This is a genomic window from bacterium SCSIO 12696, from assembly GCA_024397955.1.
Classification (GTDB): Bacteria; Pseudomonadota; Gammaproteobacteria; order Pseudomonadales; family Porticoccaceae; genus SCSIO-12696.
The window spans coordinates 14,075-35,174 of sequence record CP073744.1 but is presented as its reverse complement, the minus strand read 5'-3'; the positions used below and the strand labels follow the sequence as shown (position 1 = coordinate 35,174).

25 protein-coding genes are annotated in these 21,100 nt (G+C 51.8%); 7 read left to right on the top strand and 18 right to left on the bottom strand.

Annotated features, from left to right (window positions below):
* Positions 1-60 precede the first annotated feature (60 nt).
* Together KFE80_00155 and KFE80_00150 are read left to right on the top strand one after the other, a co-directional pair.
* Positions 61-738, top strand: coding sequence for an AzlC family ABC transporter permease (locus KFE80_00155; GenBank protein ID UTW45384.1), 678 nt, complete (start codon positions 61-63; stop codon positions 736-738).
* Positions 735-1,043 (top strand): AzlD domain-containing protein, encoded by a 309-nt coding sequence (locus tag KFE80_00150; protein UTW45383.1) that lies wholly within the window; start codon positions 735-737, stop codon positions 1,041-1,043. Before KFE80_00155 ends, KFE80_00150 begins: the two co-directional genes overlap by 4 nt.
* A gap of 50 nt (positions 1,044-1,093) precedes the next feature.
* Here the strand turns inward: KFE80_00150 and KFE80_00145 are convergent, their stop codons facing one another.
* The 10 genes from KFE80_00145 to trmJ all read right to left on the bottom strand — a co-directional run bounded on the left by KFE80_00145 (position 1,094) and on the right by trmJ (position 9,645).
* Entirely contained in the window at positions 1,094-2,998 is a 1,905-nt protein-coding gene (locus KFE80_00145) for an EAL domain-containing protein (protein ID UTW45382.1), read from the bottom strand.
* A 116-nt stretch (positions 2,999-3,114) separates the two neighbouring features.
* Complete coding sequence (iscX, locus tag KFE80_00140) at positions 3,115-3,309, bottom strand: Fe-S cluster assembly protein IscX (GenBank protein UTW45381.1); 195 nt, start codon at positions 3,307-3,309, stop codon at positions 3,115-3,117.
* Positions 3,310-3,334: 25 nt separating this feature from the next.
* The gene (gene fdx, locus KFE80_00135; protein ID UTW45380.1) at positions 3,335-3,673 is read right to left on the bottom strand and encodes an ISC system 2Fe-2S type ferredoxin; all 339 of its coding nucleotides are present in this window, start codon (positions 3,671-3,673) and stop codon (positions 3,335-3,337) included.
* Positions 3,674-5,533 (bottom strand): Fe-S protein assembly chaperone HscA, encoded by a 1,860-nt coding sequence (gene hscA, locus KFE80_00130; GenBank protein ID UTW45379.1) that lies wholly within the window; start codon positions 5,531-5,533, stop codon positions 3,674-3,676.
* Between the two features lie 47 nt (positions 5,534-5,580).
* Complete coding sequence (gene hscB / locus KFE80_00125) at positions 5,581-6,138, bottom strand: Fe-S protein assembly co-chaperone HscB (protein UTW45378.1); 558 nt, start codon at positions 6,136-6,138, stop codon at positions 5,581-5,583.
* A 128-nt stretch (positions 6,139-6,266) separates the two neighbouring features.
* The gene (iscA, locus tag KFE80_00120; protein UTW45377.1) at positions 6,267-6,587 is read right to left on the bottom strand and encodes an iron-sulfur cluster assembly protein IscA; all 321 of its coding nucleotides are present in this window, start codon (positions 6,585-6,587) and stop codon (positions 6,267-6,269) included.
* Between the two features lie 27 nt (positions 6,588-6,614).
* Positions 6,615-7,007: a Fe-S cluster assembly scaffold IscU gene (iscU, locus tag KFE80_00115; protein UTW45376.1), complete on the bottom strand. Its 393-nt coding sequence runs from the start codon at positions 7,005-7,007 to the stop codon at positions 6,615-6,617.
* A 21-nt stretch (positions 7,008-7,028) separates the two neighbouring features.
* Positions 7,029-8,243, bottom strand: a complete 1,215-nt coding sequence (locus tag KFE80_00110) for an IscS subfamily cysteine desulfurase (GenBank protein ID UTW45375.1) — start codon at positions 8,241-8,243, stop codon at positions 7,029-7,031.
* Between the two features lie 44 nt (positions 8,244-8,287).
* Positions 8,288-8,767: a Fe-S cluster assembly transcriptional regulator IscR gene (iscR, locus tag KFE80_00105; protein UTW45374.1), complete on the bottom strand. Its 480-nt coding sequence runs from the start codon at positions 8,765-8,767 to the stop codon at positions 8,288-8,290.
* Between the two features lie 95 nt (positions 8,768-8,862).
* Positions 8,863-9,645, bottom strand: coding sequence for a tRNA (cytosine(32)/uridine(32)-2'-O)-methyltransferase TrmJ (gene trmJ / locus KFE80_00100; protein UTW45373.1), 783 nt, complete (start codon positions 9,643-9,645; stop codon positions 8,863-8,865).
* A gap of 176 nt (positions 9,646-9,821) precedes the next feature.
* Between trmJ and KFE80_00095 the strand changes: the two genes are divergently transcribed.
* Entirely contained in the window at positions 9,822-10,625 is an 804-nt protein-coding gene (locus KFE80_00095; protein UTW45372.1) for an inositol monophosphatase, read from the top strand.
* 193 nt (positions 10,626-10,818) lie between these two features.
* Here the strand turns inward: KFE80_00095 and KFE80_00090 are convergent, their stop codons facing one another.
* The 3 genes from KFE80_00090 to KFE80_00080 all read right to left on the bottom strand — a co-directional run bounded on the left by KFE80_00090 (position 10,819) and on the right by KFE80_00080 (position 14,152).
* Positions 10,819-12,240: an aldehyde dehydrogenase family protein gene (locus KFE80_00090; protein ID UTW45371.1), complete on the bottom strand. Its 1,422-nt coding sequence runs from the start codon at positions 12,238-12,240 to the stop codon at positions 10,819-10,821.
* A gap of 374 nt (positions 12,241-12,614) precedes the next feature.
* Positions 12,615-12,893, bottom strand: a complete 279-nt coding sequence (locus tag KFE80_00085; GenBank protein ID UTW45370.1) for an acylphosphatase — start codon at positions 12,891-12,893, stop codon at positions 12,615-12,617.
* On the bottom strand, positions 12,890-14,152 hold the full coding sequence (locus tag KFE80_00080) for a YihY family inner membrane protein (GenBank protein ID UTW45369.1): 1,263 nt from the start codon (positions 14,150-14,152) through the stop codon (positions 12,890-12,892). The genes KFE80_00085 and KFE80_00080 overlap by 4 nt, the downstream gene beginning before the upstream one ends.
* 84 nt (positions 14,153-14,236) lie before the next feature.
* On the opposite strand from KFE80_00080, the gene arsC reads away from it, so the two are divergent.
* From arsC to sppA, 4 genes are all read left to right on the top strand, one after another.
* Positions 14,237-14,581 (top strand): arsenate reductase (glutaredoxin), encoded by a 345-nt coding sequence (gene arsC / locus KFE80_00075; protein UTW45368.1) that lies wholly within the window; start codon positions 14,237-14,239, stop codon positions 14,579-14,581.
* Between the two features lie 62 nt (positions 14,582-14,643).
* Positions 14,644-15,240, top strand: coding sequence for an NAD(P)H:quinone oxidoreductase (gene wrbA / locus KFE80_00070; protein ID UTW45367.1), 597 nt, complete (start codon positions 14,644-14,646; stop codon positions 15,238-15,240).
* Positions 15,241-15,243: 3 nt separating this feature from the next.
* Positions 15,244-15,657, top strand: coding sequence for a DUF2069 domain-containing protein (locus tag KFE80_00065; GenBank protein UTW45366.1), 414 nt, complete (start codon positions 15,244-15,246; stop codon positions 15,655-15,657).
* Entirely contained in the window at positions 15,650-17,497 is a 1,848-nt protein-coding gene (gene sppA, locus KFE80_00060) for a signal peptide peptidase SppA (GenBank protein ID UTW45365.1), read from the top strand. The genes KFE80_00065 and sppA overlap by 8 nt, the downstream gene beginning before the upstream one ends.
* Positions 17,498-17,558: 61 nt before the next feature.
* Here sppA and KFE80_00055 read toward each other — a convergent pair whose 3' ends face one another.
* The 5 genes from KFE80_00055 to KFE80_00035 all read right to left on the bottom strand — a co-directional run bounded on the left by KFE80_00055 (position 17,559) and on the right by KFE80_00035 (position 21,090).
* Positions 17,559-17,957, bottom strand: coding sequence for a hypothetical protein (locus tag KFE80_00055; protein ID UTW45364.1), 399 nt, complete (start codon positions 17,955-17,957; stop codon positions 17,559-17,561).
* 89 nt (positions 17,958-18,046) lie between these two features.
* Complete coding sequence (locus KFE80_00050; protein UTW45363.1) at positions 18,047-18,280, bottom strand: immunity protein 32; 234 nt, start codon at positions 18,278-18,280, stop codon at positions 18,047-18,049.
* Positions 18,281-18,481: 201 nt separating this feature from the next.
* Positions 18,482-18,976: a hypothetical protein gene (locus KFE80_00045; protein UTW45362.1), complete on the bottom strand. Its 495-nt coding sequence runs from the start codon at positions 18,974-18,976 to the stop codon at positions 18,482-18,484.
* A gap of 5 nt (positions 18,977-18,981) precedes the next feature.
* Positions 18,982-20,562, bottom strand: a complete 1,581-nt coding sequence (locus tag KFE80_00040; protein UTW45361.1) for an RHS repeat-associated core domain-containing protein — start codon at positions 20,560-20,562, stop codon at positions 18,982-18,984.
* Positions 20,563-20,700: 138 nt separating this feature from the next.
* Positions 20,701-21,090 carry a hypothetical protein gene (locus tag KFE80_00035; GenBank protein UTW45360.1) on the bottom strand — a complete coding sequence of 130 codons (390 nt, stop codon included), beginning with the start codon at positions 21,088-21,090 and terminating at the stop codon, positions 20,701-20,703.
* Positions 21,091-21,100 lie beyond the last annotated feature (10 nt).

Genomic DNA, 21,100 nt, shown 5'->3' with positions numbered 1-21,100 from the left:
AAGGACGCGCAAAACTGGTATGGTTCTGGCCGAATCAGCATTCGATTAAAGGCTACCTCGATGCAGCACACCAAAATCATCCGCCAAGCTCTGACAGATACCCTACCCTTGTGTCTGCCAGCCGTGCCCTTTGCGTTTGTGATCGGACTGGCAATCATCAGTGCCGGCATCCACCCAGTTATTGGCTGGTCAAGCTCATGGCTTATCTTTGGTGGGGCGGCGCAAATGACGTTGATTTCCCTACTGGGCTCAGGGGTAACCGCTATTGCTGCCATTGGCGCAGCGCTGGTGGTCAATGCCAGGCATTTGATGTACTCCGGCGCCATCGCACCCAGCTTTCAAAAACAACCCCGATGGATGCAATTTTTTGGCCCCTACCTGCTGATTGACCAGGTGTTTGCTCTGGCCATGTTGCGAAACGCTGACCACCCAGATGCGTTTCGAATTTACTATCTGACCACAGGCATTACTTTTTGGGTGATATGGCAGCTCACCACCGCCTTTGCCTTGCTGGTGGGCCCACAGGTGCCGGAATCCTGGCACCTGCAATTTGCGGTTCCGGTGCTATTTTTAGGCCTGATCGTATTGGGTATCGACAAGTCTCCCAAACTGGTTGCCGCCCTTGTCGGTGCCGGTGTCACATTGGCCTGCATCGAATTGCCAAATCGCACGGGATTGCTGATCGGCGCCGCAGCCGGTGTTGTCGCAGGCATCATTACCGAGAGGCTAAAGCCATGAGTCCGCTGCTTGCCATTGTTATTGTTGGCCTTGGCACGTACGCGTGCCGGGCTGTGTTTATTCTGGCTTTTGCCAATCGGAAAATGCCTGAAGCGCTACAGCGGGCCTTGCAGTACGTCGCCCCAGCGACTCTATCGGCTTTATTGGTGACACTGTTGATCGATAAAGACGGAAATCTGGTGATTACTATTGCTGAGGTGGCAGGGCTGGCAGCCGCTGCCGTTGTGGCTCACTTTACCCGAAACCACGTCTTTACTCTGGTGGTCGGTATGGGAGTCTTCCTTACCCTGAAACATTTGCTGTGATTGGCAAAAATTCAAATACGTCATTCCCACACAGGCGGGGATGACGACAATCAAGCGACCAGTAGCTCGCGAAAACGATCCACCGGTACCGGCATGCTGTAATGGGCACCCTGATAGCTGTCGCAGCCGACTTTAGTGAGCACATTCAGGGCCTCGGCATTCTCCACGCCTTCGGCGATTACCTGAAGGCCGTATTGGCGAGATACCGCCATAATGGCCTCAACCACGCCGCGGCTTTCCGGGTCGCGGTGGATATTGCGGATAAACTCCCGATCAATCTTGAGATGGTCGAAAGGTAACCGTTTCAGATAAATCATGGATGAGTAGCCAATACCAAAGTCGTCGATGGAGAAGCAAGAGCCCAGCGACTTGATGGCCTTCATTTTGCTCACCACTTCATCCACATCTTCGATCAGCAAATTTTCAGTCACTTCAAAGTTGAGGTGGCGCGGGTCGACGTTGTAACTGGTGATGCTGTGCTGCACCACTTCCAACAGTTGCGGGTCGCGGAACTGGCGGGGGCTGATATTAATGCCCATCTGCATGCCGTCACGCCACAAGCCTTCATCGATAAAGTTACGTAGATATTCACAAGCGGTGCGGATAACCCAGTGACCAACATTGACGATCAGCCCGGAGGATTCCAACACCGGAATAAACTCCGAGGGCATATTGTGGCTTTTTTCGGTATTCACCCAGCGCAGCAGCGCCTCACCACCCATTACCCGACCGGTTCCCACTTCAATCTGTGGCTGGATATAAAGCGCGAACTCCTGGTTATCCAGCGCCTTGCGCAAGCGAATGTTGAGGCCAATCTGGCGCTGGGCTTTTTCAGTAATGTAGGGGTCAAAAAAGGCAATGCCATTGCGCCCTTTGCGCTTGGATTCGTACATGGCGCTGTCGGCGTACTGCAGTGCCCGCTCGGAAGTCAGCTCCCGATCGGTCAACAAGGCAATACCAATGCTGGCGGTCAGAATCAGTTCGTGGCCATCGATAAAAATGGGGGTCGCAATGGATTCCCGCACCTTTTCAGCCATGGCCTGAGCGTCCCAGGCAGCCTGTGAAACACTGTCGGATATCTGCGGAATAAACAGCACAAATTCGTCGCCACCCAGGCGCGCCAGCACGTTGTCACCGCGGACAATATGGGCAATGGCGGAGCCCACCTTCTTCACCACCTGATCGCCTACGGTGTGGCCCCAGGAATCGTTGATATCCTTGAAGTTATCCAAGTCAATCATCAACAGCGCACCGCAGATTTCCCGGTCGCGGGTACTGTCAAAGTACTTATCCAGCGCCTCAATCAAAAACTGTCGGTTGGGGAGTTTGGTCAGCCCATCAAATACCCGCTCCTGATGAGTTTGCCGGGAATCAGCTGACTCTGGCAGTGGCTCACTGAGGGTTTGCTCTAGTTCTGTAATCTCTTCTTTGACAGGTTCGACGACGGATTCAACGGGTGACTCTTCAACCACTTCAGCGGCAGCATCCATAGCCACATGCAATTGCTGTTCTGGCTCGCTGGCGGGCAGCTCAGCTGCTGGCTCTTCGGGTATATTCTGTACTTGAGGCGTGGGTTGGGATTCCGGAACCGGTTGGGCCACTTGGTTATCACGGGCCTCAATCAAGGTCACCACAAATTCGCGAGGGTTGTTGGGAACCGACTCAATGCAAAGATCAATATCAACACTGTCCCCAGAAGGCTGTGGGCAGTGCCACTGCAAACGCTTCTGATCGCTGTTTACAGCGCGCTTTAGCTGCAGTTTTAGGTCAATAAGGGCGGAGGATTCGTCGCCAGAGATTTCGTCCAGAGACGCACCGATCAAATGGTTGCGCTCACAGCCCAGCAAGGTAATCGCCTTGTGGTTGCATTCAATGCAGACGCCGTAGACAAAGAACAGAGTGCCGTAGGGAGACGTCTCCAGTAATACCTTATAAAGCTCCTCTTTAGAGCTCATAGAATCCCCGCGACTTGTTATAGTGTGTGATGCTCGCTGGAGTTATTTTACGCTCGCGACAACTTTAACCGCAAATGATTTGTGCCCGTAAAACGGCATCTCGTCATTGCGAAGCGTTAATCCAGTTCATCCATCCAGGCCATCTGGATCGCTTCCAGAATACGCTCCCCGCAGCGATTGGGATCATCGTCAAAACCATCCAGGGCCATCACCCAGTTGCGCAGGTCAACAAAGTTCACTGTACGGGGGTCTACATCCGGCTTACTGTCCGCCAGTTCGATGGCAATATCCAGAGTATCGGTCCACTTCATGGGGTTAACACCTCTATGTAGGTTGTCAGTGATTCTCCGACACCATATTAATGGTGTACTTGGGAATCTCCACGACCAAATCTTCCTCGGCCACCAACGCCTGGCAACTGAGGCGGGAATCCGGATCGACACCCCAAGCTTTATCCAGGTAATCCTCTTCCAGCTCGTCCGCCTCTTCCAGAGATTCAAAGCCCTCGCGAACGTGCACGTGGCAAGTGGTGCAGGCACAGGATTTTTCACAGGCGTGCTCAATATGAATACCGTTTTTCAGGGCCGCATCGCAGACGCTGATTCCCGGTTCAACCTCAACCACTTTGCCCTCTGGGCAAATGGTCTCATGGGGCATAAATACGATTTTTGGCATCTAGGTTTCTTCCAAATCATTCAGGTGTTGGCCCGCCAGTGCCTTACGGATACTGCTGTCCATACGGCGAGCAGCAAACTCTTCGCTGGCCTTGGCCACCGCTTCGATATGGCGGGCGATCGCGCGATGGTCATCACTGCGGGCAAATTCCGCCAGCTCTTTAACAGACACTTCCAGGCACCGATATTCATCTTCCGACAACAGCGCCTGGCCATCTTGAGCCAGTGCCGCAGTTAAATCCTCCACCAAGCGCTCCGCTTCCACTTGCTGCTCCCTGAGGGCGCGAGCCTGCATATCGTCCCTGGCATGCTCAAAGGAATCTTGCAGCATGGCGGTCACTTCATTGTCGGTGAGACCATAAGAAGGCTTAACTTCCACATGAGCTTCCACATCGCTGGTCAGCTCCTTGGCAGATACACTCAACAAACCATCCGCATCCACCTGGAAGGCCACGCGAATCTTTGCTGCCCCCGCAGCCATAGGCGGCATATTGCGAAGCTCAAAGCGGGCCAGTGAACGGTTGTCTGCCACCAGCTCACGCTCCCCTTGCAACACATGAATGGCCATGGCTGTCTGGCCGTCTTTGTAGGTGGTAAATTCCTGAGCCTTGGCCACTGGAATGGTGGTATTGCGGTGAATGACCTTTTCCATCAGACCGCCCATGGTTTCCAGCCCAAGGGAAAGAGGAATCACATCCAGTAACAGCATTTCGTCGTCGGGCTTGTTGCCTACCAGCACATCCGCCTGTAAAGCCGCACCAATAGCCACTACCCGATCCGGGTCGATATCCGTCAGCGGGGCTTTGCCAAACAACTCACCAACTCTCTCCCGAACTCTCAACGTCCGGGTGGAGCCACCCACCATCACCACATTGTCCACATCCGCCACATCCAGGCTCGCGTCTCGCAAAGATTTGCGGCAGGCACGCAGGGTTTTCTGTATCAGAGGGTCAATCAATTCATTTAACTGCTGGCGAGTAACTTGCCCCTGCCAGCCGAGCACATCCACCGCAACCGACTCGTTAACGGACAAATTTTCTTTTGCCGCCTGTGCTGCATCCAATAATTGACGCTGCTGCACCGGTGTTAAGGATTCGCCTAAGCCTGCCTGCTGCTGAAGCCACTGGGCCAAGGCACGATCAAAATCGTCTCCTCCCAAGGCAGAGTCACCGCCTGTGGCCAATACCTCAAATACACCTCGGGAAAGCCGCAGTACAGAAATATCAAAGGTGCCACCACCGAGGTCGTAAACCGCGATAATGCCCTCGCCTTGCTGATCCAGGCCGTAAGCCACCGCCGCGGCGGTCGGTTCGTTCAGCAGGCGCAATACTTTTAAGCCAGCCAGTGTGGCGGCGTCTTTGGTGGCCTGACGTTGGGCGTCGTCAAAATACGCAGGCACAGTAATCACAGCGCCGTCCAGCGGGCCATCCAGAGTTGCCTCTGCCCGCACCGCCAGTGTTTTTAGTATTTCTGCAGAAGCCTCAACCGGGCTGACAGTACCGGCAGCGGTGTCAAAGCGCACCATGCCCTGCCCATCTGCCAGCTGGTAAGGCAACTCGCTGCCCAGGGAAACCACATTCTCCCGACCGCGCCCCATAAAGCGCTTCACCGAAAGCAAGGTATTCAATGGGTCGCTGGAAGCGGCCTCACGGGCACTATGGCCAACAGTCGCCCCATCGTCGCTGTAGCGCACCGCCGACGGCAGCAAATGACGCCCCTGCTCATCAGGCAAGGTTTCCGCACTGGCACTGCGCACGGTCGCCACCAGGGAGTTGGTGGTGCCCAAATCAATGCCGACAGCGCGGCGACGTTGATGGGGTTCTGGGGAAAGTCCCGGTTCGGAAATTTGCAGCAAGCTCATAAATTTCAATCAAACTTTTTAAGTATTGGCTTTTGGCCGTCATTAAATTAGCAGTCGTCCAAATCTTCTTCCAACAAATCCATTTCTGCCAGCAATTTACTGGAGAATTGCATCTTTGCAACCACATCCAGCGCCTCGTCGTACTGGCTGGCATCATAGTACTGAGCAAAACACGCCTGCTGCTCCCGGTAATCACCGTTCACTCTGCTGCGTAACTCATCCAGGGCCGCAAAAGGATCGTCATTATCGCGCACATCGGTTAGGGATTCTCGCAACTCCATCTGCTCCATCAAGAACATAGGGTCGCGGCTAATCGTAGACTCTCCGGTGCTATCAAAGCCCTTCTCAGCAAGCAGGTATTGCGCCCGCTTCAAAGGGGATTTGAGGGTATCAAAGGCTTGATTAATAGTGGCTGACCACTGCACCGCGCGATTGCGCTCACGCTCGGGCTTGTCCGCAAAACGATCCGGATGAAACTGCTGCTGCAACTCGCGGTAGCGGGCTGCTAACTGAGTGGCATCCAATTCATAGATTTGGGAAATGCCAAAAATTTCAAAAAAGCTGTTGCCGTTTTCCAACACAATCACCGATCTTAAATACAACAAAGGTGGATAGCATTTACGCTAATCCACCTTCAGACTCTTTGGCTTACTCTTTTCATCCCGCAGAGGCGGAAATTCATAAAATTCAGATCGCTAATTCACATGGATTCCCGCCTTCGCGGGAATGACGACTATACGTGAAAGGACTCACCGCAACCGCATTCGTCTTTGACATTGGGATTATTGAACTGAAAACCTTCGTTCAACCCTTCCTTAACAAAGTCCAGTTCAGTGCCATCCAGGTAAGCGAAACTTTTCGGATCAATAAACAGTTTTACCTCGTCACCAATCACCGTATCCGCATCATCCGCCTCGTCGACAAACTCCAGCACATAAGACAAGCCGGAACAGCCTGAGGTGCGCACCCCCAAACGAATACCCAACCCCTTACCTCTTTTTAGCAGGTGACTGCGTACGTGCTCTTCCGCTGCCGGTGTCATAGTGATCGCCATAGCTACTGCTCCGCTGTTACGACTGCGTTACTGGTCTTCTTCACCGCGCTTTTTGCGCACGTCTTTAATGGCTGCCTTGATGGCATCTTCCGCCAATACCGAGCAGTGAATTTTCACCGGCGGCAATGCAAGTTCCTCGGCCAGTTCGGTGTTTTTGATCTCACCGGCCTCCTCCAAAGTTTTGCCTTTTACCCACTCGGTGAGTAGGGAACTGGAGGCAATGGCAGAGCCACAACCATAGGTTTTGAACTTGGCGTCTTCAATCACGCCTTCGTCACTCACTTGGATTTGCAGGCGCATCACATCACCACAAGCCGGAGCACCCACCATGCCGGTGCCCACATTCTCAGATTTGTCGTCCATTTTCCCCACATTGCGGGGATTTTCGTAGTGATCCAGAACTTTTTCGCTGTAAGCCATTTCTATCTCTCCCAACAGCGCTTAATGCGCTGCCCATTCAACTTGGTCTAAATCGACACCGTCTTTGTACATATCCCACAGGGGCGAAAGCTCCCGCAGCTTGGCCACCGCGTGAATCACTTTTTCGATGGCGTAATCCACTTCTTGCTCGGTGGTGAAGCGGCCAATACTGAAGCGTAAGGAGCTGTGAGCCAGTTCATCGTTCAAACCGAGGGCGCGCAGCACGTAAGAAGGCTCCAGGCTGGCGGATGTACAGGCAGAGCCCGAAGATACTGCCAGATCCTTGAGGGCCATAATCAGAGATTCACCCTCTACAAAGTTAAAGCTGACGTTCAACAGACCTGGCACATGGTGGTCTTCAGAGCCATTAAGGTGCGCCTCTTCAATACCTTTCAGCCCATTCCACAGGCGGTCGCGCAGTGCGTTTAAGCGCAGTGATTCAGCGGCCATTTCTTCACGAGCAATACGAAACGCCTCACCCATGCCAACAATCTGATGGGTAGCCAGGGTACCGGAGCGCATGCCTCGCTCGTGGCCACCGCCGTGAGTCTGGGCCTCAATACGTACCCGAGGTTTGCGGCGCACATACAGAGCACCCATGCCTTTGGGGCCGTATATTTTGTGAGCGGAGAAAGACATCATGTCCACCTTCATGGCTTCCAGGTCAATGGCAATTTTGCCAGCGCTCTGGGCCGCATCCACATGGAAAAACACTTTTCGCTCACGGCAAATTTCACCGATGGCGGAAATGTCGTTAATGGTGCCCACTTCGTTGTTCACGTGCATCAGTGACACTACTGTGGTGTCTTCACGAATGGCATCGGCCACCACCTGAGGCTGAATAATGCCGTCGCTATCTGGTTCCAGGTAGGTCACTTCAAAACCTTCCCGCTCCAGTTGGCGGCAAGTATCCAGCACCGCTTTGTGCTCAATTTTGGACGTAATAATGTGCTTGCCGCGTTTCTGGTTGAAGTGCGCACAGCCTTTAATCGCCAGGTTGTCGGATTCGGTGGCGCCAGATGTCCAGACAATTTCACGCGGGTCCGCATTGATCAGGTCGGCAATGTGGCACCGGGCTTCTTCAACCAGCTCTTCCGCCTGCCAGCCAAACGCATGGGAACGGGAAGCAGGGTTTCCGAAAGCGCCTTCAGTGGTCAGACACTCGGCCATCTTTGCCGCCACCCGAGGGTCAACAGGGGTAGTGGCTGCGTTATCAAAGTAAATCGGCAAATGCATGGGTTAAAACACCTTACTGATAATGGGCTTAGGGTCTGTTGACATCAATGCCCGCTGGCTGCAATTAAAGGTTCGCCACTTACCGCGGCCACTTTATTTTGGCGTAGGCAAATAGACTGGATATCCGCGCGGGCGGTTAAATCCGCCAGGCTGATACCACTGAGAAATTGATAGATTTGCTCGCTCAACTCCTGCCACAGGTGGTGAGTTAAGCAAATTTCGCCGTCCTGACAGTTACCCTTGCCAGAACAACTGGTAGCGTCTACCGATTCATTAACCGCGTCAATAATAGCCGCCACATCAATGCGATTGGACTCTCTGCTCAGGCGATAACCACCACCGGGGCCACGAACACTGGACACCAGTCCGTTCTGACGCAATTTGGCAAACAGCTGTTCCAAATAAGACAGTGAAATGCCCTGACGTTTGCAGATATCCGCCAAACTAATGGGGCCGGCATCGCCGTGCAGGGCCAAATCCAACATGGCAGTAACGGCGTAACGTCCTCGGGTTGTGAGCCTCATAGCAGTACTCAAAATCGCTTGAACCGAGGGCCATTATCGAAAACCCGAGTTTTTTAGTCAAGTAAATAATGTACTATTTTAGTAGGAATTAAATACTATGGGTTTTCAGGGTCATTTTTATTGCCCAACACTTGAGTCAGCTGGCGCGCTGCCCGTTGAATAGAGGTCAGCATGCCCCGCAAAATCGCCAGCTCCATTTCATCCAGACGAATACGCCCGTAGAGCCGCCGCAGCCGGGCCATGGTTTGGCGGGGGTTGTCGCGGTTGTGAAAATCGATATCCACCAGCGCCTGCTCCAGATGTTCGTAGTAGCGCTCCAGAGCGTCGTGTTTGGCGGGGGGAATATCCCAGTCGTTGAGATCAGGCAACGCCCCCTCTTCCGCCAACAGTGCCGCCATACGCGTTTCGTAGGTCAGCACCTGCACTGCCGCCGCCAAGTTGAGGGAGCTGTAATCCGGGTTGGTGGGAATATGTACATGATAGGTGCAGCGCTGCAGCTCTTCATTGGTCAGGCCGCGGTCTTCGCGACCGAACACCAATGCTACCTCGTGCTCACTGGCCTCTGATACTGCCTTTTCACCACATTCACGGGGGTTGAGCATGGGCCAGGGAATGCCGCGGCTGCGAGCGCTGGTACCCACCACCAAACCACAATCCACCAAGGCTTCATCCAGGGTATTTACAATCACCGCATTATCGAGGATATCCAGGGCATTGGCTGCCCGCTGGAATGCCCGGCGGGAAGGAAACTCTTTGGGCTCCACCAGATACAGCTTTTCCAGGCCCATATTCTTCATGGCGCGGGCTACCCCGCCGATATTGCCGGGGTGGGTAGTATTTACCAATACCACTCGTATCTGCTTAAGAATATCTGTCATAACGGCCTCGAAAAATCGGCGCGGATTCTAACACTATTAAGAGTATGTGACAGCTAGTAGCCACGACCACTGGAACCGGTTTTCCTCGTTACAACAACTCTGCTAGAATCCCGCGCCCAGCCGGCACCAATGCTGCGCTGCGTTCTTTACAGACTTCAACGCTATCGGGAACAGCCATGGAACCCACGGTAAATATTGCCCTGCGCGCGGCGCGCAAGGCAGGCGAGCTGATTGTGCGCGCCACTGAACAACTGGATAAAGTCAGAATCCAGCAGAAAGGCCACAACGACTTTGTCACCGAAATCGACAAGGCCGCAGAGCGCGAGGTACTGCACCACCTCAGCAAAGCCTACCCAGATCACCGTTTCCTCGGTGAAGAAAGTGGCGAAACCGGCAATCCGGATAGCGATCACCTGTGGATCATCGACCCCATCGATGGCACCACCAACTTTATTCGTGGCATCCCTCACTGTGCCGTCTCCATTGCCTGCTCGGTCAATGGCCGTCTGGAACACGCGGTGGTTTACGACCCATTCAAAAACGAAGAATTTACCGCCAGCCGAGGCCGCGGCGCGCAGCTCAACGGCCGTCGCCTGCGCGTGACCGGGCGCACCTCTATGGAAGGCGCGCTGATTGCTACCGGTGTGCCGTTCAGTGAGCCCTCGTTTAGCGAGATGGACAACTACCTGGCCTGCATGAAAGAACTGGCAGAAAACTCCTCGGGCATTCGACGCATCGGCGTGGCCTCATTGGATCTCGCCTACCTGGCCGCAGGCCGCTTTGACTGCTTCTGGGAAATGCACCTGAAGCCTTGGGATATTGCCGCTGGGGTACTGCTGATTAAAGAAGCCGGTGGCCTGGTGTGCGACTTCCAGGGCGGTGAAAATTACATGGAAAATGGGCATGTGGTAGCCGCCAGCCCAAGGTTGTTAAAGCCAACACTGCAGGTTGTCGGTAAGCATTTGGGCCACCTTAAGTAATCGCTTCGGGTAGGGATTTTCCCTGAACGGGAATATCCTGCGGGCTACGGGTTGCGGGCAGCCCCAGCGTAATTGTCATCCTGAGCGCAGCGAAGGTTCTCCTTATCGCATTGATATACGAGATTCTTCGCTACGCTCAGAATGACAGATAATTACCGCACTGCCCGCAGCCCGTAGCTAGAAGCCCGCAGCTTTAAAAGCCATTTATGGCTTTTATCTCAAGAAAGTCCTCAAACGCGTAAGCCCCCCACTCCCGGCAGTTACCGGATTGTTTATAGCCACCGAACGGAGCGTCGTAATCCTGATAAGCGCCATTGAGGTGCACCATACCCGCCTTGAGCCGACGAGTCACACGGCGACAACGCTCCTGATCTGAACCTTGCACATAGGCCGCCAGACCGTAGTCGGTGTCGTTGGCAATGGTGATGCCTTCCTCTTCATTGCCATAGGGAATGATGCACAGCACCGGGCCAAAAATTTCTTCCCGGGCGACGGTCATCGCATTATTTACATCCGCAAAAATAGTCGGTTTGGCATAATGCCCTTGCTCAAAACCTTCCGGTTTGCCCAAGCCACCACACAACAGACGCGCCCCTTCTTCAATGCCCTTTTGAATATAACGCTGTACGTTCTCGTAACCCTTTTGGCTCGCCAGCGGGCCAATATGACGCCCCTCTTTGGTGGGGTCACCAACCTGCACTTTAGCCGCGATGCGGGTGGCGATATCCAGCACTTGCTCATAATGTGATTGAGGAACCAGCATTCGGGTAGGCGCATTACAGGACTGGCCGGTATTTTCGAAGCAGTTAAATACTCCCCACTTCACCGCCTGCTCCATGTCCGCATCATCGAGGATCAAATTCGGCGACTTACCGCCCAATTCCAACGCCACTCGCTTAATGGACTCTGCAGCCGCTTTTGACACCAGTGAGCCCACACGGGTAGAGCCGGTGAGCGATACCATATCCACTTCCGGGTGAGTGGACAGCACCGAACCCACATCAGGGCCAGTGCCGTTGATCATATTGAATACGCCAGCGGGAATACCCGCTTCATGGACCACCTCGGCAAACAGCATGGCGGATACTGGCGTCTCTTCGCTGGGCTTAACCACCATCGTACAACCCGCAGCAATGGCCGGCGCCACTTTGCAAACCACCTGATTGATGGGCCAGTTCCAAGGACAAATAAAGCCGCACACACCGATAGGCTCTTTGACGACACGAGCACTGCTGGTGTTTTCTTCAAATTGATACTCTTTTAAAGCATCGATGGTTGCCTGAATATGACCTCGCCCGGTATCCGCCTGAGCCGCTTTGGAAAAATCGATAGGTGCGCCCATCTCTTGGGTAATGACCTCAGCGAACTCATCGTACCGGGCCATATAGCCAGCCAATAGCCGTTCCAGCATAGCCAGGCGCTGCTCGCGGCTGGTTTGAGAAAACGATTCAAAAGCAGCGCGGGCAGCGGCAATGGCTCGCTCCACATCCGCCGCATCGCCCAGCACCGTGGTCGCGAATGGCTGTGCCGTAGCGGGATTTATGACGGGATAGTCAGTGGCCTTCAGTGGTTCGACCCACTGGCCATCGATGTAAAACTTGCGCAGGTTTTCCATTGTCTGTTCCAGGGAAGTAACGTTGAACCACTGTAGACAAGCGCAAAAACACAGGGTTATACCCCGAACGGGGCAAGGCTAGGGTCTGTTGAGGTTTCATATCCGCCACTGTTGGCGGCTGAAAAGACGTCCATCTAGACGCGAGTCGTGTGGTTTGATCATTCCAAATGAGCGACGAGCAACAACGAGGGGCGCCTTTTCAGACCCAACCCCTTTTATTAAACGTATGGGGCTGAGGCTCCTTTCTTAAAAATGGAAAGTGCGCTCCACTGCGTTGTAAATCGCTTATGTAGAATGACTACACGGCAATCTTTACGCCTTGTTGAGCACAAAAATCGCTCTTAGCAGAGGTGGGTATGAAACCTCAACAGACCCTAGAAAATATCAAACCCTGTTAGCGGTTCAGCTTCAACCTCTTGCCATTGCAGGTTATCCACACGGGCCTGCTCTGGCCCTGTAGACACAAATTTCTGGACTTCAGCCAGGTTTTTCGCCTCACCGCAAAGCAGTACTTCAACACGGCCATCTGGCAAGTTTTTGGCGTAACCACAGACACCCAGGGGCAACGCTTTTTGCTGAACAGAGTAGCGAAACCAAACACCCTGCACCTTGCCCGTAACATAGCCGCGCACGGCTTTTACCGCCTCGCTCATGACTTCTCCTTGAGTAAGTCAGCCAGATTCATCGCCATAATGTCAGCGGAGTGTTCACGAAAGCCGTTGAGCAACTGTTGCAGTTGGCTACACCAGTGGTAGCGTTCCAGCGCCAACCAGGCGGCTTCAGAAGGCTCGGTGGAAAAATTTTCCCCGAACAAACTTATCAGTTCACCCAAGGTCATCAGATGCATTTCCCGTGCTAACACATAACCGCCACCGGCGGTTTCGACCAGTATGCTGTGCTTGAGAAAAAGGTCGCGCAACTGTTGCCAGTGCAATTGATCCAAACCCGCCTGCAGCATGTGTTGATCCGATATGGAGTTGCCATGTCGTTGCCGCCCGCTGGCTTCCGCAAAGATCATCAGTGCGGCCACCAGGTTTGGATAACTGTAACCGCGCACCGAGGTTTTAAAGGTTTCCAGGCCGCGCACCAGTTCCGCGCCCAGCAACACCAGTGTCCAGATTAAATAAATCCACAACAGAAACAACGGCACTACCGCAAAGGTGCCATACACTTCCTGGTAACTGGAATGCGTTACCACCCAACCGAATGCCGTTTTCAACACCTCAAACAACAGTACCGTGATTAAGCCACCAATCAATGCAAAACGAATTTGCACTTTGCAGTTGGGCACCGCCACAAACAGCAATGTAGCCGCCGCCCAGGCAAACAAAAACGGCAGTACTTGCAACAGCGTTGCACCAACTTGAGCATTACTGGAATCCCCCAGCAAAAACTGGTCAATCCACCCGTAAGCGTTGATGGATAGCCCCACACCAATCAGCACCGGCCCCAAACTTAAAATGGCCCAATAGAGCAAAAAGCTGGATAAGCCCTTGCGGCCACCGGCGGTTCCCCAAATGCTGTTAAAGGTTTTTTCGATATTGGCCAACATCAGATAGGAAGTGATAATCAGCACACCAATACCCACAACACTGAGCTTGCGCGCTTGGTCCATAAACCCGGTCAGGTACTCCTGAACACGAACCCCGGTATCGGTATCAGCGCCCGTCTCCGGTAAAAAATTGCTGAACAGCAAAGACTGCAACTTGCCCTCAAGCCCCTGAAAAGCCGGCACCAGAGAAAACATGGCAAACATCAGCGTCAGCATGGGTACTAACGCAAACAAGGTCATGTAGGTGAGCGCAGCGGCACTTTCCTGGCAACCGTCGCTAAAGAAGCGCCGCGTCAAGTGGCAAAGGAATTGCCAGCAAGTCTCCAAAAAACCCAGAGGTTTCGAGTGCCATTGGCTCATGGAAGTGAATCCCTTTAGAATGTATCGCCTGATTACAGCACACAAAACTGCTCCAATTCCACTGACCTGGTAGCCAACCGATCTATGACCACCATTTATCACAACCCCCGCTGTTCCAAATCTCGACAAACACTGCAATTACTGGAAGAAAAAGGCATTGAGCCCACCGTGGTTCTTTACCTGGAAAACACACCGGATGCCGATGCAATCACCGACTTGCTGGCCAAGTTGGGCATCGGCCCGCGGCAGTTGATTCGCACGGGCGAACAAGCCTACAAAGACAACAACCTGGCCAACCCGGAATTGAGCGACGCGCAACTGATTCAAGCCATGGCAGAACACCCGAAACTGATCCAACGCCCGATTGTGGTCAACGGCGACAAAGCCGCACTGGGCCGGCCACCGGAAGCGGTGCTGGATATTTTGTAAGCCTTACTGTCGCCCTCAATACTGTCACCCTCACACAACAGCGGGTGACCCAGGAAAACCCAATGAGCGAAAACTACGTACTGGTTCTTTACTACAGCCGCTCTGGCAACACACGCGCCATGGCAGAGCTGATTGCCCAGGGTGTGGAAGCCGCCGGCCTGGAAGGCCGCTTGCGCACCGTGCCAGCGGTTTCTGCCAATTGCGAAGCCAGTGAGCCAGACATTCCAGAATCTGGCGACCTTTACGCCAGCTACGAAGATTTGCTCAATTGCAGTGGCTTGGCACTGGGCAGCCCCACCCGTTTTGGCAACATGGCAGCACCACTCAAGTACTTCTTGGATGGCACCGGTGAGCACTGGCTAAACGGCGACCTCATTGGCAAACCGGCAGCGGTATTTACTTCTACCGGCAGCCTGCACGGGGGCCAGGAAAGCACTCTGCTAACCATGATGGTTCCTCTGTTACACCACGGCATGGTGATTGCCGGGCTGCCCTACTCCGAGGCCGCCCTGCACCACACCCAAAGTGGCGGCACCCCCTACGGCCCTTCTCACACCGCAGGCAGCGACAGCGCAACAACCATTACCGACGACGAAGCACAACTTTGCATTGCTCTGGGCAAGCGCTTGGCGAACCTGGCCAAAAAACTGGCGGATTAATCTATGAGTACAACCGATATGCCCACCAATACGGGCTTTATAGTGTTTAAAAACCTTTGCTGGCTGAGCTATGTTGGCCTGTGGGTCACCCTGGCGATCAATGGCTGGCAATCTCCCTGGCCCGTACAGCTATTCACCTTGGCACCGCTGCTGATTTTTTTACCGGGCATGATTAAACAGCGCCACAAAACCCTTTCCATGCTCTGCTTCGTGTGCCTGATTTACTTTACTGGTATTACCCTGAACCTGTTCAAACCAGAACCCAGCACACTGGATATACTGGAAATGGTGTGGGTGGTAACCCTGTTTATCAGCGCCATGCTGTACAGCCGCAGTATCCAGCGCCACCGCTATCAACAGGCAATGGCAGAAAACTCAAAAAACGACCACAGCAGCGAGGAAAGCGACAATGAGTGAAAAACGCAAAGGAATCTTCCGGCGATTTTTTGGGTTTATTGGCGGCACGCTGCTGGGTCTGTTAAAAGGCATCGCACGGCTGATTATTTCGGTGGTGGTTATTCTGGTTATTGGCGGCGTTGCCATTGCCTTGCTTTCACGCCCACAGCCTATTCCCAAGGGCGCAGCTCTGTTGATCGCTCCCAACGGAACCATTGTGGAACAACGCACCATTTCCCCGTCCCCAATGAGCCTGATTGCCAGCGACCAACCACAGGAAACCCTGTTGAGCGACCTGTTGGACAGTATTCGTGCAGCCGCTAATGATCAGCGCATCAATTCACTGGTACTGGATCTGGACAATTTATCCGGTGCCGGGTTTAGCAAACTTCGGGATGTGGGCGCAGCCTTGCAACAGTTTCGCGCTAGTGGCAAACAGGTTATTGCCGTTGGCAACAACTTCAGCCAAGGCCAGTACTTTTTGGCCAGCCACGCGGACCGGATTCTGCTCAACCCCTTTGGCGCCGTTGAAGTGATGGGCTTCGCCCGCTTTCGTCCTTATTTTAAAGACGCTTTGGACAAACTGAAGATCAACGTTCACGTGTTCAAAGTGGGCAGTTTTAAAGACGCCGTAGAACCGTTTTTGCGCAGCGATATGTCGGAAGCGTCAAAGCTGCACAACAGCGAGTGGCTAAATCAGCTGTGGGCAGATTACACCAGCCAGGTAGAAGCGCTGCGTGAACTGCCAAAGGGCGCCATTACTGATTACATCAACTCTATGGATACCGAGTTGCAAAAGCGGGCCGGAGACACCGCCCTGCTGGCATTGGAAAACAACTTGGTGGACGAATTGGCCACCGAGCAACAAATGGTTAATGCGTTGATTGAAGTGGCTGGTGAAAACCGCAACGGCAGCTACAAACGAGTTTCCATGGGGCGCTACTTGCAAGATATTCAGGCGCAACGCATTGCCGACAATATGTTCAAGGAAGACAAAATTGCTCTGGTGGTTGCCAGCGGTGAAATCAAAGACGGCGACCAACCCAGCGGCACCATCGGCGGCGACAGCCTGGCAGAGTTGCTCTACCAGGTTCGCAACGACCCAGCGGTAAAAGCGCTGGTATTGCGGGTAGACAGCCCAGGGGGCAGCGCCTATGCCTCAGAAGTGATCCGCCAGGAATTGCTGCAAATTAAAGCGCAGAACATTCCGGTGGTGGTTTCCATGGGCAGCGTAGCCGCCTCTGGTGGTTACTGGATTGCCGCCGATGCGGATCAAATATGGGCATCACCCACCACCATCACCGGCTCTATCGGTGTGTTTGGCATTATTCCCACCCTGGAAAATAGCCTGGCGGAACTGGGCATTAACAGCGACGGCATCGCCACCACCGAACTGGCCGGCTTTGGCGACCCAACACGCCCCATGAACGACAAAGCCGCTGCCGTGGTGCAATCGGCAGTCGATGGCATTTACCAAAAATTCCTGACACTGGTTGCCGAAGGCCGCAACAGCACCACCGAAGAAGTGCACAAAGTTGCCCAAGGGCGTGTATGGACTGGCGCCAAAGCGAAACAGCTGGGGCTGGTGGACGAATTGGGCGATTTGCAGCAAGCCATTGATGCGGCGGCACAATTGGCAGATATCTCCAGTTACAAAGTAGTACTGGTGGAAAAACCACTGAGTTTTGAAGAAGCACTGCTATTGGAATTATCACGCAATGCCGCTATTAGCAGCTGGTTTGACCTGGATACTGTGTTTTCAAATCAGCTTTTTCAAACCGCCGAGCCGCTGATGGAGAGCTTAAACAGCCTTAATGATCCCAAGGGGTATTATTTGCGCTGTTATGAGTGTGAGGAGTAAAAATATGGGTGAGGTTAGGATTTAGATCAAGCCTAACCTCACTTATTGTAATTTTAACCGTCTAGCCACTATCCATACTTTGATCTACAGATTTTAAAAATTCCTCCAAGTACACATCAGATAGTTTTAACGGGCTCATTAATAATTCAGCAAATTTTTTCCTAGAATCTTCGTTGAATGATCGCCAAGCGCCCAAATCAATGGCTGATAATGCAACTTTCCACTCCCTTCTTGACGGATCAGCCGTCCTCCAGGCCTTCCAACTCTCAGAAAAGCTTGGATTAACGGACTCATCATATTCCATAAGAAAATCGACGACTCGATTCGCAAGTTCAGCAACAAAAGGACTTCCACATATAACATCATCCCGAGGAGGTTCAGAGAATTTAGCTGCCATAATGACTCGATGCAAAGCTCTTACCTCATCGATACCAGACACTTTAAATTCGACTTCTTTCATTGTATTTATTCTTCACAGGGATTGAACTTGTACAGCTGTTTTCGCTAATTCGACGTATTCTTATTTATTTCAAAGTGCAGTTTTTACCACTACCATTTGTGAAGCGTAATTCTATTAAGAAGCCGACTTTCTTCTGACTGCCTATCTTCTGAAAGTTCATTGCCACCCCAACTTGGGGTCATAAGATGTTCATGGCCTGCTTTTTCTTTAATCTGAAGAAGTACAGAGATTAGATTATTTAGACCTAAATCATCGAAATGAATGCTTAATTCATCACCATCTTGTGATAACTCGAAGCTCAGTAAAAAACCATCGGTTGTCATATATTTAACTCCTTAACGGATAAGCTCTCCTCGACAACCCAGCGCCGTTCGTGCGCTTCACACAGAAACAGTTACGAACTTTCAGAATATAGTACTGATAAATGATGGTTTCTTGGCTGGTATTGACTTCACTGTTCAGCTCGCCACAGCTATACCAAAAAACATCAACCCCATAATTTTATAAGAATTATGGTAAAATTTTTACTCTGAACTCGGATATTTTTTATTATTGTCCCAAAAGAACAATCTCGACTTATTCTTATCAATGAATATCATATGTTTTTCGATATTCACTCGTTTGTTAAATTTCACGACTTCTTCAAATTTTTCCAAGCTCACACCTTCAGAAAAATCCACATCCAGGTAGCTATTCGGAAAGCAAGCATTCTCAATCGAACTGTATAGATTGGTAAGATAAATGCGATCGTATTTATCACTTTTCAAAGTCAAAACGCCTTTAACAAAGGGCATAGATGGAGGCCGTACAGCTAGTAAGTGAAAACTTGCATCGACACCGTCAAGGCTTGAGACAAACTCCAAAAATGTCCTCACATCAGAATCACAACCATCAAAAATCATAAAATATAGATCATCGTTTTCGAAAGGTGCCAGCGAGTCTGTTTTTTTTCCACTTCCCACTAGGGAAGCCCCTGCTACAGCAACCGCCATTGTCAATATCGCTACTTTTAGCATCATCAACTTCACCTCAGCCCTTCTATCCATTCATATGGAACTATTTCTACATCGCTACTATGTACTAAGAAGCCATTAACGATCCCATTAAAACTCGCAGAATGGGCTCTTTGATAGGTGCCGACGATCTCTCGTCGATTAACAGATCTCTGTCCAAGGCCTCTAATATCTCCCTGAGAGTTTACCTGCCAGATCGTTGTTATTTCTCTCCATGTTCGAACTAAGTTTACTGTTGATAACTTTAGCTCCCACTCTACATAGAGTAACTCATCCAAAGCCTCCCATCGACGCTCCAAGCGATTGCTCTGATTAGAGTCCCCAGGGTAGCCAGGAAATGGTTGGTTATTCAAAAGTCTTGTATACCTATAACCAGTATATGTACTGACCGTTTCTTCAGATAATCGCAAGTCAACATTAGTTACTTCAGTGCGGTCTGACCACTTCTCTCTTTGATTGGCTAGTATGCTACTACGCCCTTCTGAACCAGCATTAATTGAGCCACTATCTGCCGCCCCAGACTGGCTATCAACATTCCCCCGACCACCTTGAGCTCCAATACTGCCCGTAGCCGTAGCCTCGAAACTACTCTTAGAATAGTTGTTTGCAGCCCCTCCCGGTATAGCTCCAACACCATTAATAGATATGGTTTCCTCAACAGATACCTTACCCCCAGCACCAACAGTGGTTGTCACTGTCTTTGTTACTTTACGCCGAATACGAGAGCCCGTTCGAGTCACCTCACCAATAACTTCGGGCTCACTTGTAACAGGTTGGTCTATTTTTTCTTCCGTTGTCTCCTGAACCCCATCATAACCAGAGGGGTCCGTTCCAGACAGCGGGTTGTTCAACAGATAGGAGTAAGGGTTCATTCCCTGACTGCCACCCTCCGAGTGAATAAACGGATCCACACTCAGGAACTGCCCCAGATTGTAGTCGTACCCCCGCCCATTCATATGAATCAGCTGCACATCGTCCAGGTGTTCGTGGTCGGTAAAGCCTCGGGTGGTGAACAGGCTGTTTACTATGGCGTTGGGCTTGTCCGCCAATGAGCCCGCACGGGGTTTGCCAAACGGGTCATAGCTGTGTGTTTCTTGCAGCAGGCCCAGGTGATCCACAATCGCCACTGCCGAACCCAATCGGTCACGGTGGGTAAAGCCAATGGTGCTGGTGGGCATACCATTGCCTTGTTCCAGGGTAAGTACCGCAATGTCTTCAATAAACAGGCGATATTCGGTGGTGCTGCCTTCGGTGGTTTTTTCAAACAGTTTGTCCACATACAACGTGGTGCGGTTGCGGGTGGTGTTCACTTGCTTGTAACGCGCCAAATCCGCCCCGTAAGAGAATGTCAGAGTGGTACCCTGCCGGGTAATGCGGCTGGGTTTGTTGTGGGCGTTGTACCACAGGGTTTGACTGCCGTTTTCGTGGGTGCGGTTGCCATTGTTGTCGTAACCAAAGCTTTTGCTGCCACCGCCAATCAAGCTCACCTGGCTCACGGCGTTGGGTTGGCTGCCGTTGTAGGTGTAACTGTTGGCGTAGTCGCTTTTTTGTTGCAGGTTGCCCACCGCATCGTAGCTGTAATTGATGCTCAAGCCGTACTAAAAAATATTGTACGCTGCACGCTAGATATCGACTGCCAGCAACAACGTTACCAACAAAATACAGAGCTAGAATTAAATAGCAATAAAACTACATTTAGAGAGATCATACTCCACCTCTAATTACCGACTTCAGTTATTGCTTATCACCCTCAACAACAACCACGCCAAAGATGAGGACAACAACAACACAAAACCTTCCCCCAAACCATCTTCGGCCGAAACCCAAAGAAGCTTCCAAACTGCCGATATTTCGGAGAAAGATATAGCACTAGCAATAAGAAATGATATAGCTGTTGAAGCAAGCACCACCCAAAAAAATTTTTGTCCGCCCCATAAATTTGAAAAAAGCAACAAGAGAATCTGAATCAGCAACTGGAAAGACAACACTCTCCAGAAGATTTCATAACCACCGTTCAAAATGGCATCAGTAACTCCAAACCCTTTTAGGAAGAGAGAGTGAAAAAAATAAATACAAAAAAACAATACTAAATCAATGCAAGCAAAAAACAGCAGGTACATTATCAACTCC

Excerpts from the sequence above, each read along its gene's own strand:
- KFE80_00150 (UTW45383.1), top strand. The coding sequence starts at position 735 with ATGAGTCCGCTGCTTGCCATTGTTATTGTTGGCCTTGGCACGTACGCG.
- KFE80_00035 (UTW45360.1), bottom strand. The coding sequence starts at position 21,090 with ATGTACCTGCTGTTTTTTGCTTGCATTGATTTAGTATTGTTTTTTTGT.
- KFE80_00080 (UTW45369.1), bottom strand. The coding sequence starts at position 14,152 with ATGAGCCAATGGCACTCGAAACCTCTGGGTTTTTTGGAGACTTGCTGG.
- KFE80_00095 (UTW45372.1), top strand. The coding sequence starts at position 9,822 with ATGGAACCCACGGTAAATATTGCCCTGCGCGCGGCGCGCAAGGCAGGC.
- wrbA (UTW45367.1), top strand. The coding sequence starts at position 14,644 with ATGAGCGAAAACTACGTACTGGTTCTTTACTACAGCCGCTCTGGCAAC.
- KFE80_00065 (UTW45366.1), top strand. The coding sequence starts at position 15,244 with ATGAGTACAACCGATATGCCCACCAATACGGGCTTTATAGTGTTTAAA.
- iscU (UTW45376.1), bottom strand. The coding sequence starts at position 7,007 with ATGGCTTACAGCGAAAAAGTTCTGGATCACTACGAAAATCCCCGCAAT.
- KFE80_00085 (UTW45370.1), bottom strand. The coding sequence starts at position 12,893 with ATGAGCGAGGCGGTAAAAGCCGTGCGCGGCTATGTTACGGGCAAGGTG.
- trmJ (UTW45373.1), bottom strand. The coding sequence starts at position 9,645 with ATGACAGATATTCTTAAGCAGATACGAGTGGTATTGGTAAATACTACC.
- KFE80_00155 (UTW45384.1), top strand. The coding sequence starts at position 61 with ATGCAGCACACCAAAATCATCCGCCAAGCTCTGACAGATACCCTACCC.
- KFE80_00055 (UTW45364.1), bottom strand. The coding sequence starts at position 17,957 with ATGAAAGAAGTCGAATTTAAAGTGTCTGGTATCGATGAGGTAAGAGCT.
- iscR (UTW45374.1), bottom strand. The coding sequence starts at position 8,767 with ATGAGGCTCACAACCCGAGGACGTTACGCCGTTACTGCCATGTTGGAT.
- KFE80_00045 (UTW45362.1), bottom strand. The coding sequence starts at position 18,976 with ATGATGCTAAAAGTAGCGATATTGACAATGGCGGTTGCTGTAGCAGGG.
- iscA (UTW45377.1), bottom strand. The coding sequence starts at position 6,587 with ATGGCGATCACTATGACACCGGCAGCGGAAGAGCACGTACGCAGTCAC.
- hscA (UTW45379.1), bottom strand. The coding sequence starts at position 5,533 with ATGAGCTTGCTGCAAATTTCCGAACCGGGACTTTCCCCAGAACCCCAT.
- KFE80_00145 (UTW45382.1), bottom strand. The coding sequence starts at position 2,998 with ATGAGCTCTAAAGAGGAGCTTTATAAGGTATTACTGGAGACGTCTCCC.
- sppA (UTW45365.1), top strand. The coding sequence starts at position 15,650 with ATGAGTGAAAAACGCAAAGGAATCTTCCGGCGATTTTTTGGGTTTATT.
- fdx (UTW45380.1), bottom strand. The coding sequence starts at position 3,673 with ATGCCAAAAATCGTATTTATGCCCCATGAGACCATTTGCCCAGAGGGC.
- KFE80_00090 (UTW45371.1), bottom strand. The coding sequence starts at position 12,240 with ATGGAAAACCTGCGCAAGTTTTACATCGATGGCCAGTGGGTCGAACCA.
- KFE80_00050 (UTW45363.1), bottom strand. The coding sequence starts at position 18,280 with ATGACAACCGATGGTTTTTTACTGAGCTTCGAGTTATCACAAGATGGT.
- arsC (UTW45368.1), top strand. The coding sequence starts at position 14,237 with ATGACCACCATTTATCACAACCCCCGCTGTTCCAAATCTCGACAAACA.
- KFE80_00110 (UTW45375.1), bottom strand. The coding sequence starts at position 8,243 with ATGCATTTGCCGATTTACTTTGATAACGCAGCCACTACCCCTGTTGAC.
- iscX (UTW45381.1), bottom strand. The coding sequence starts at position 3,309 with ATGAAGTGGACCGATACTCTGGATATTGCCATCGAACTGGCGGACAGT.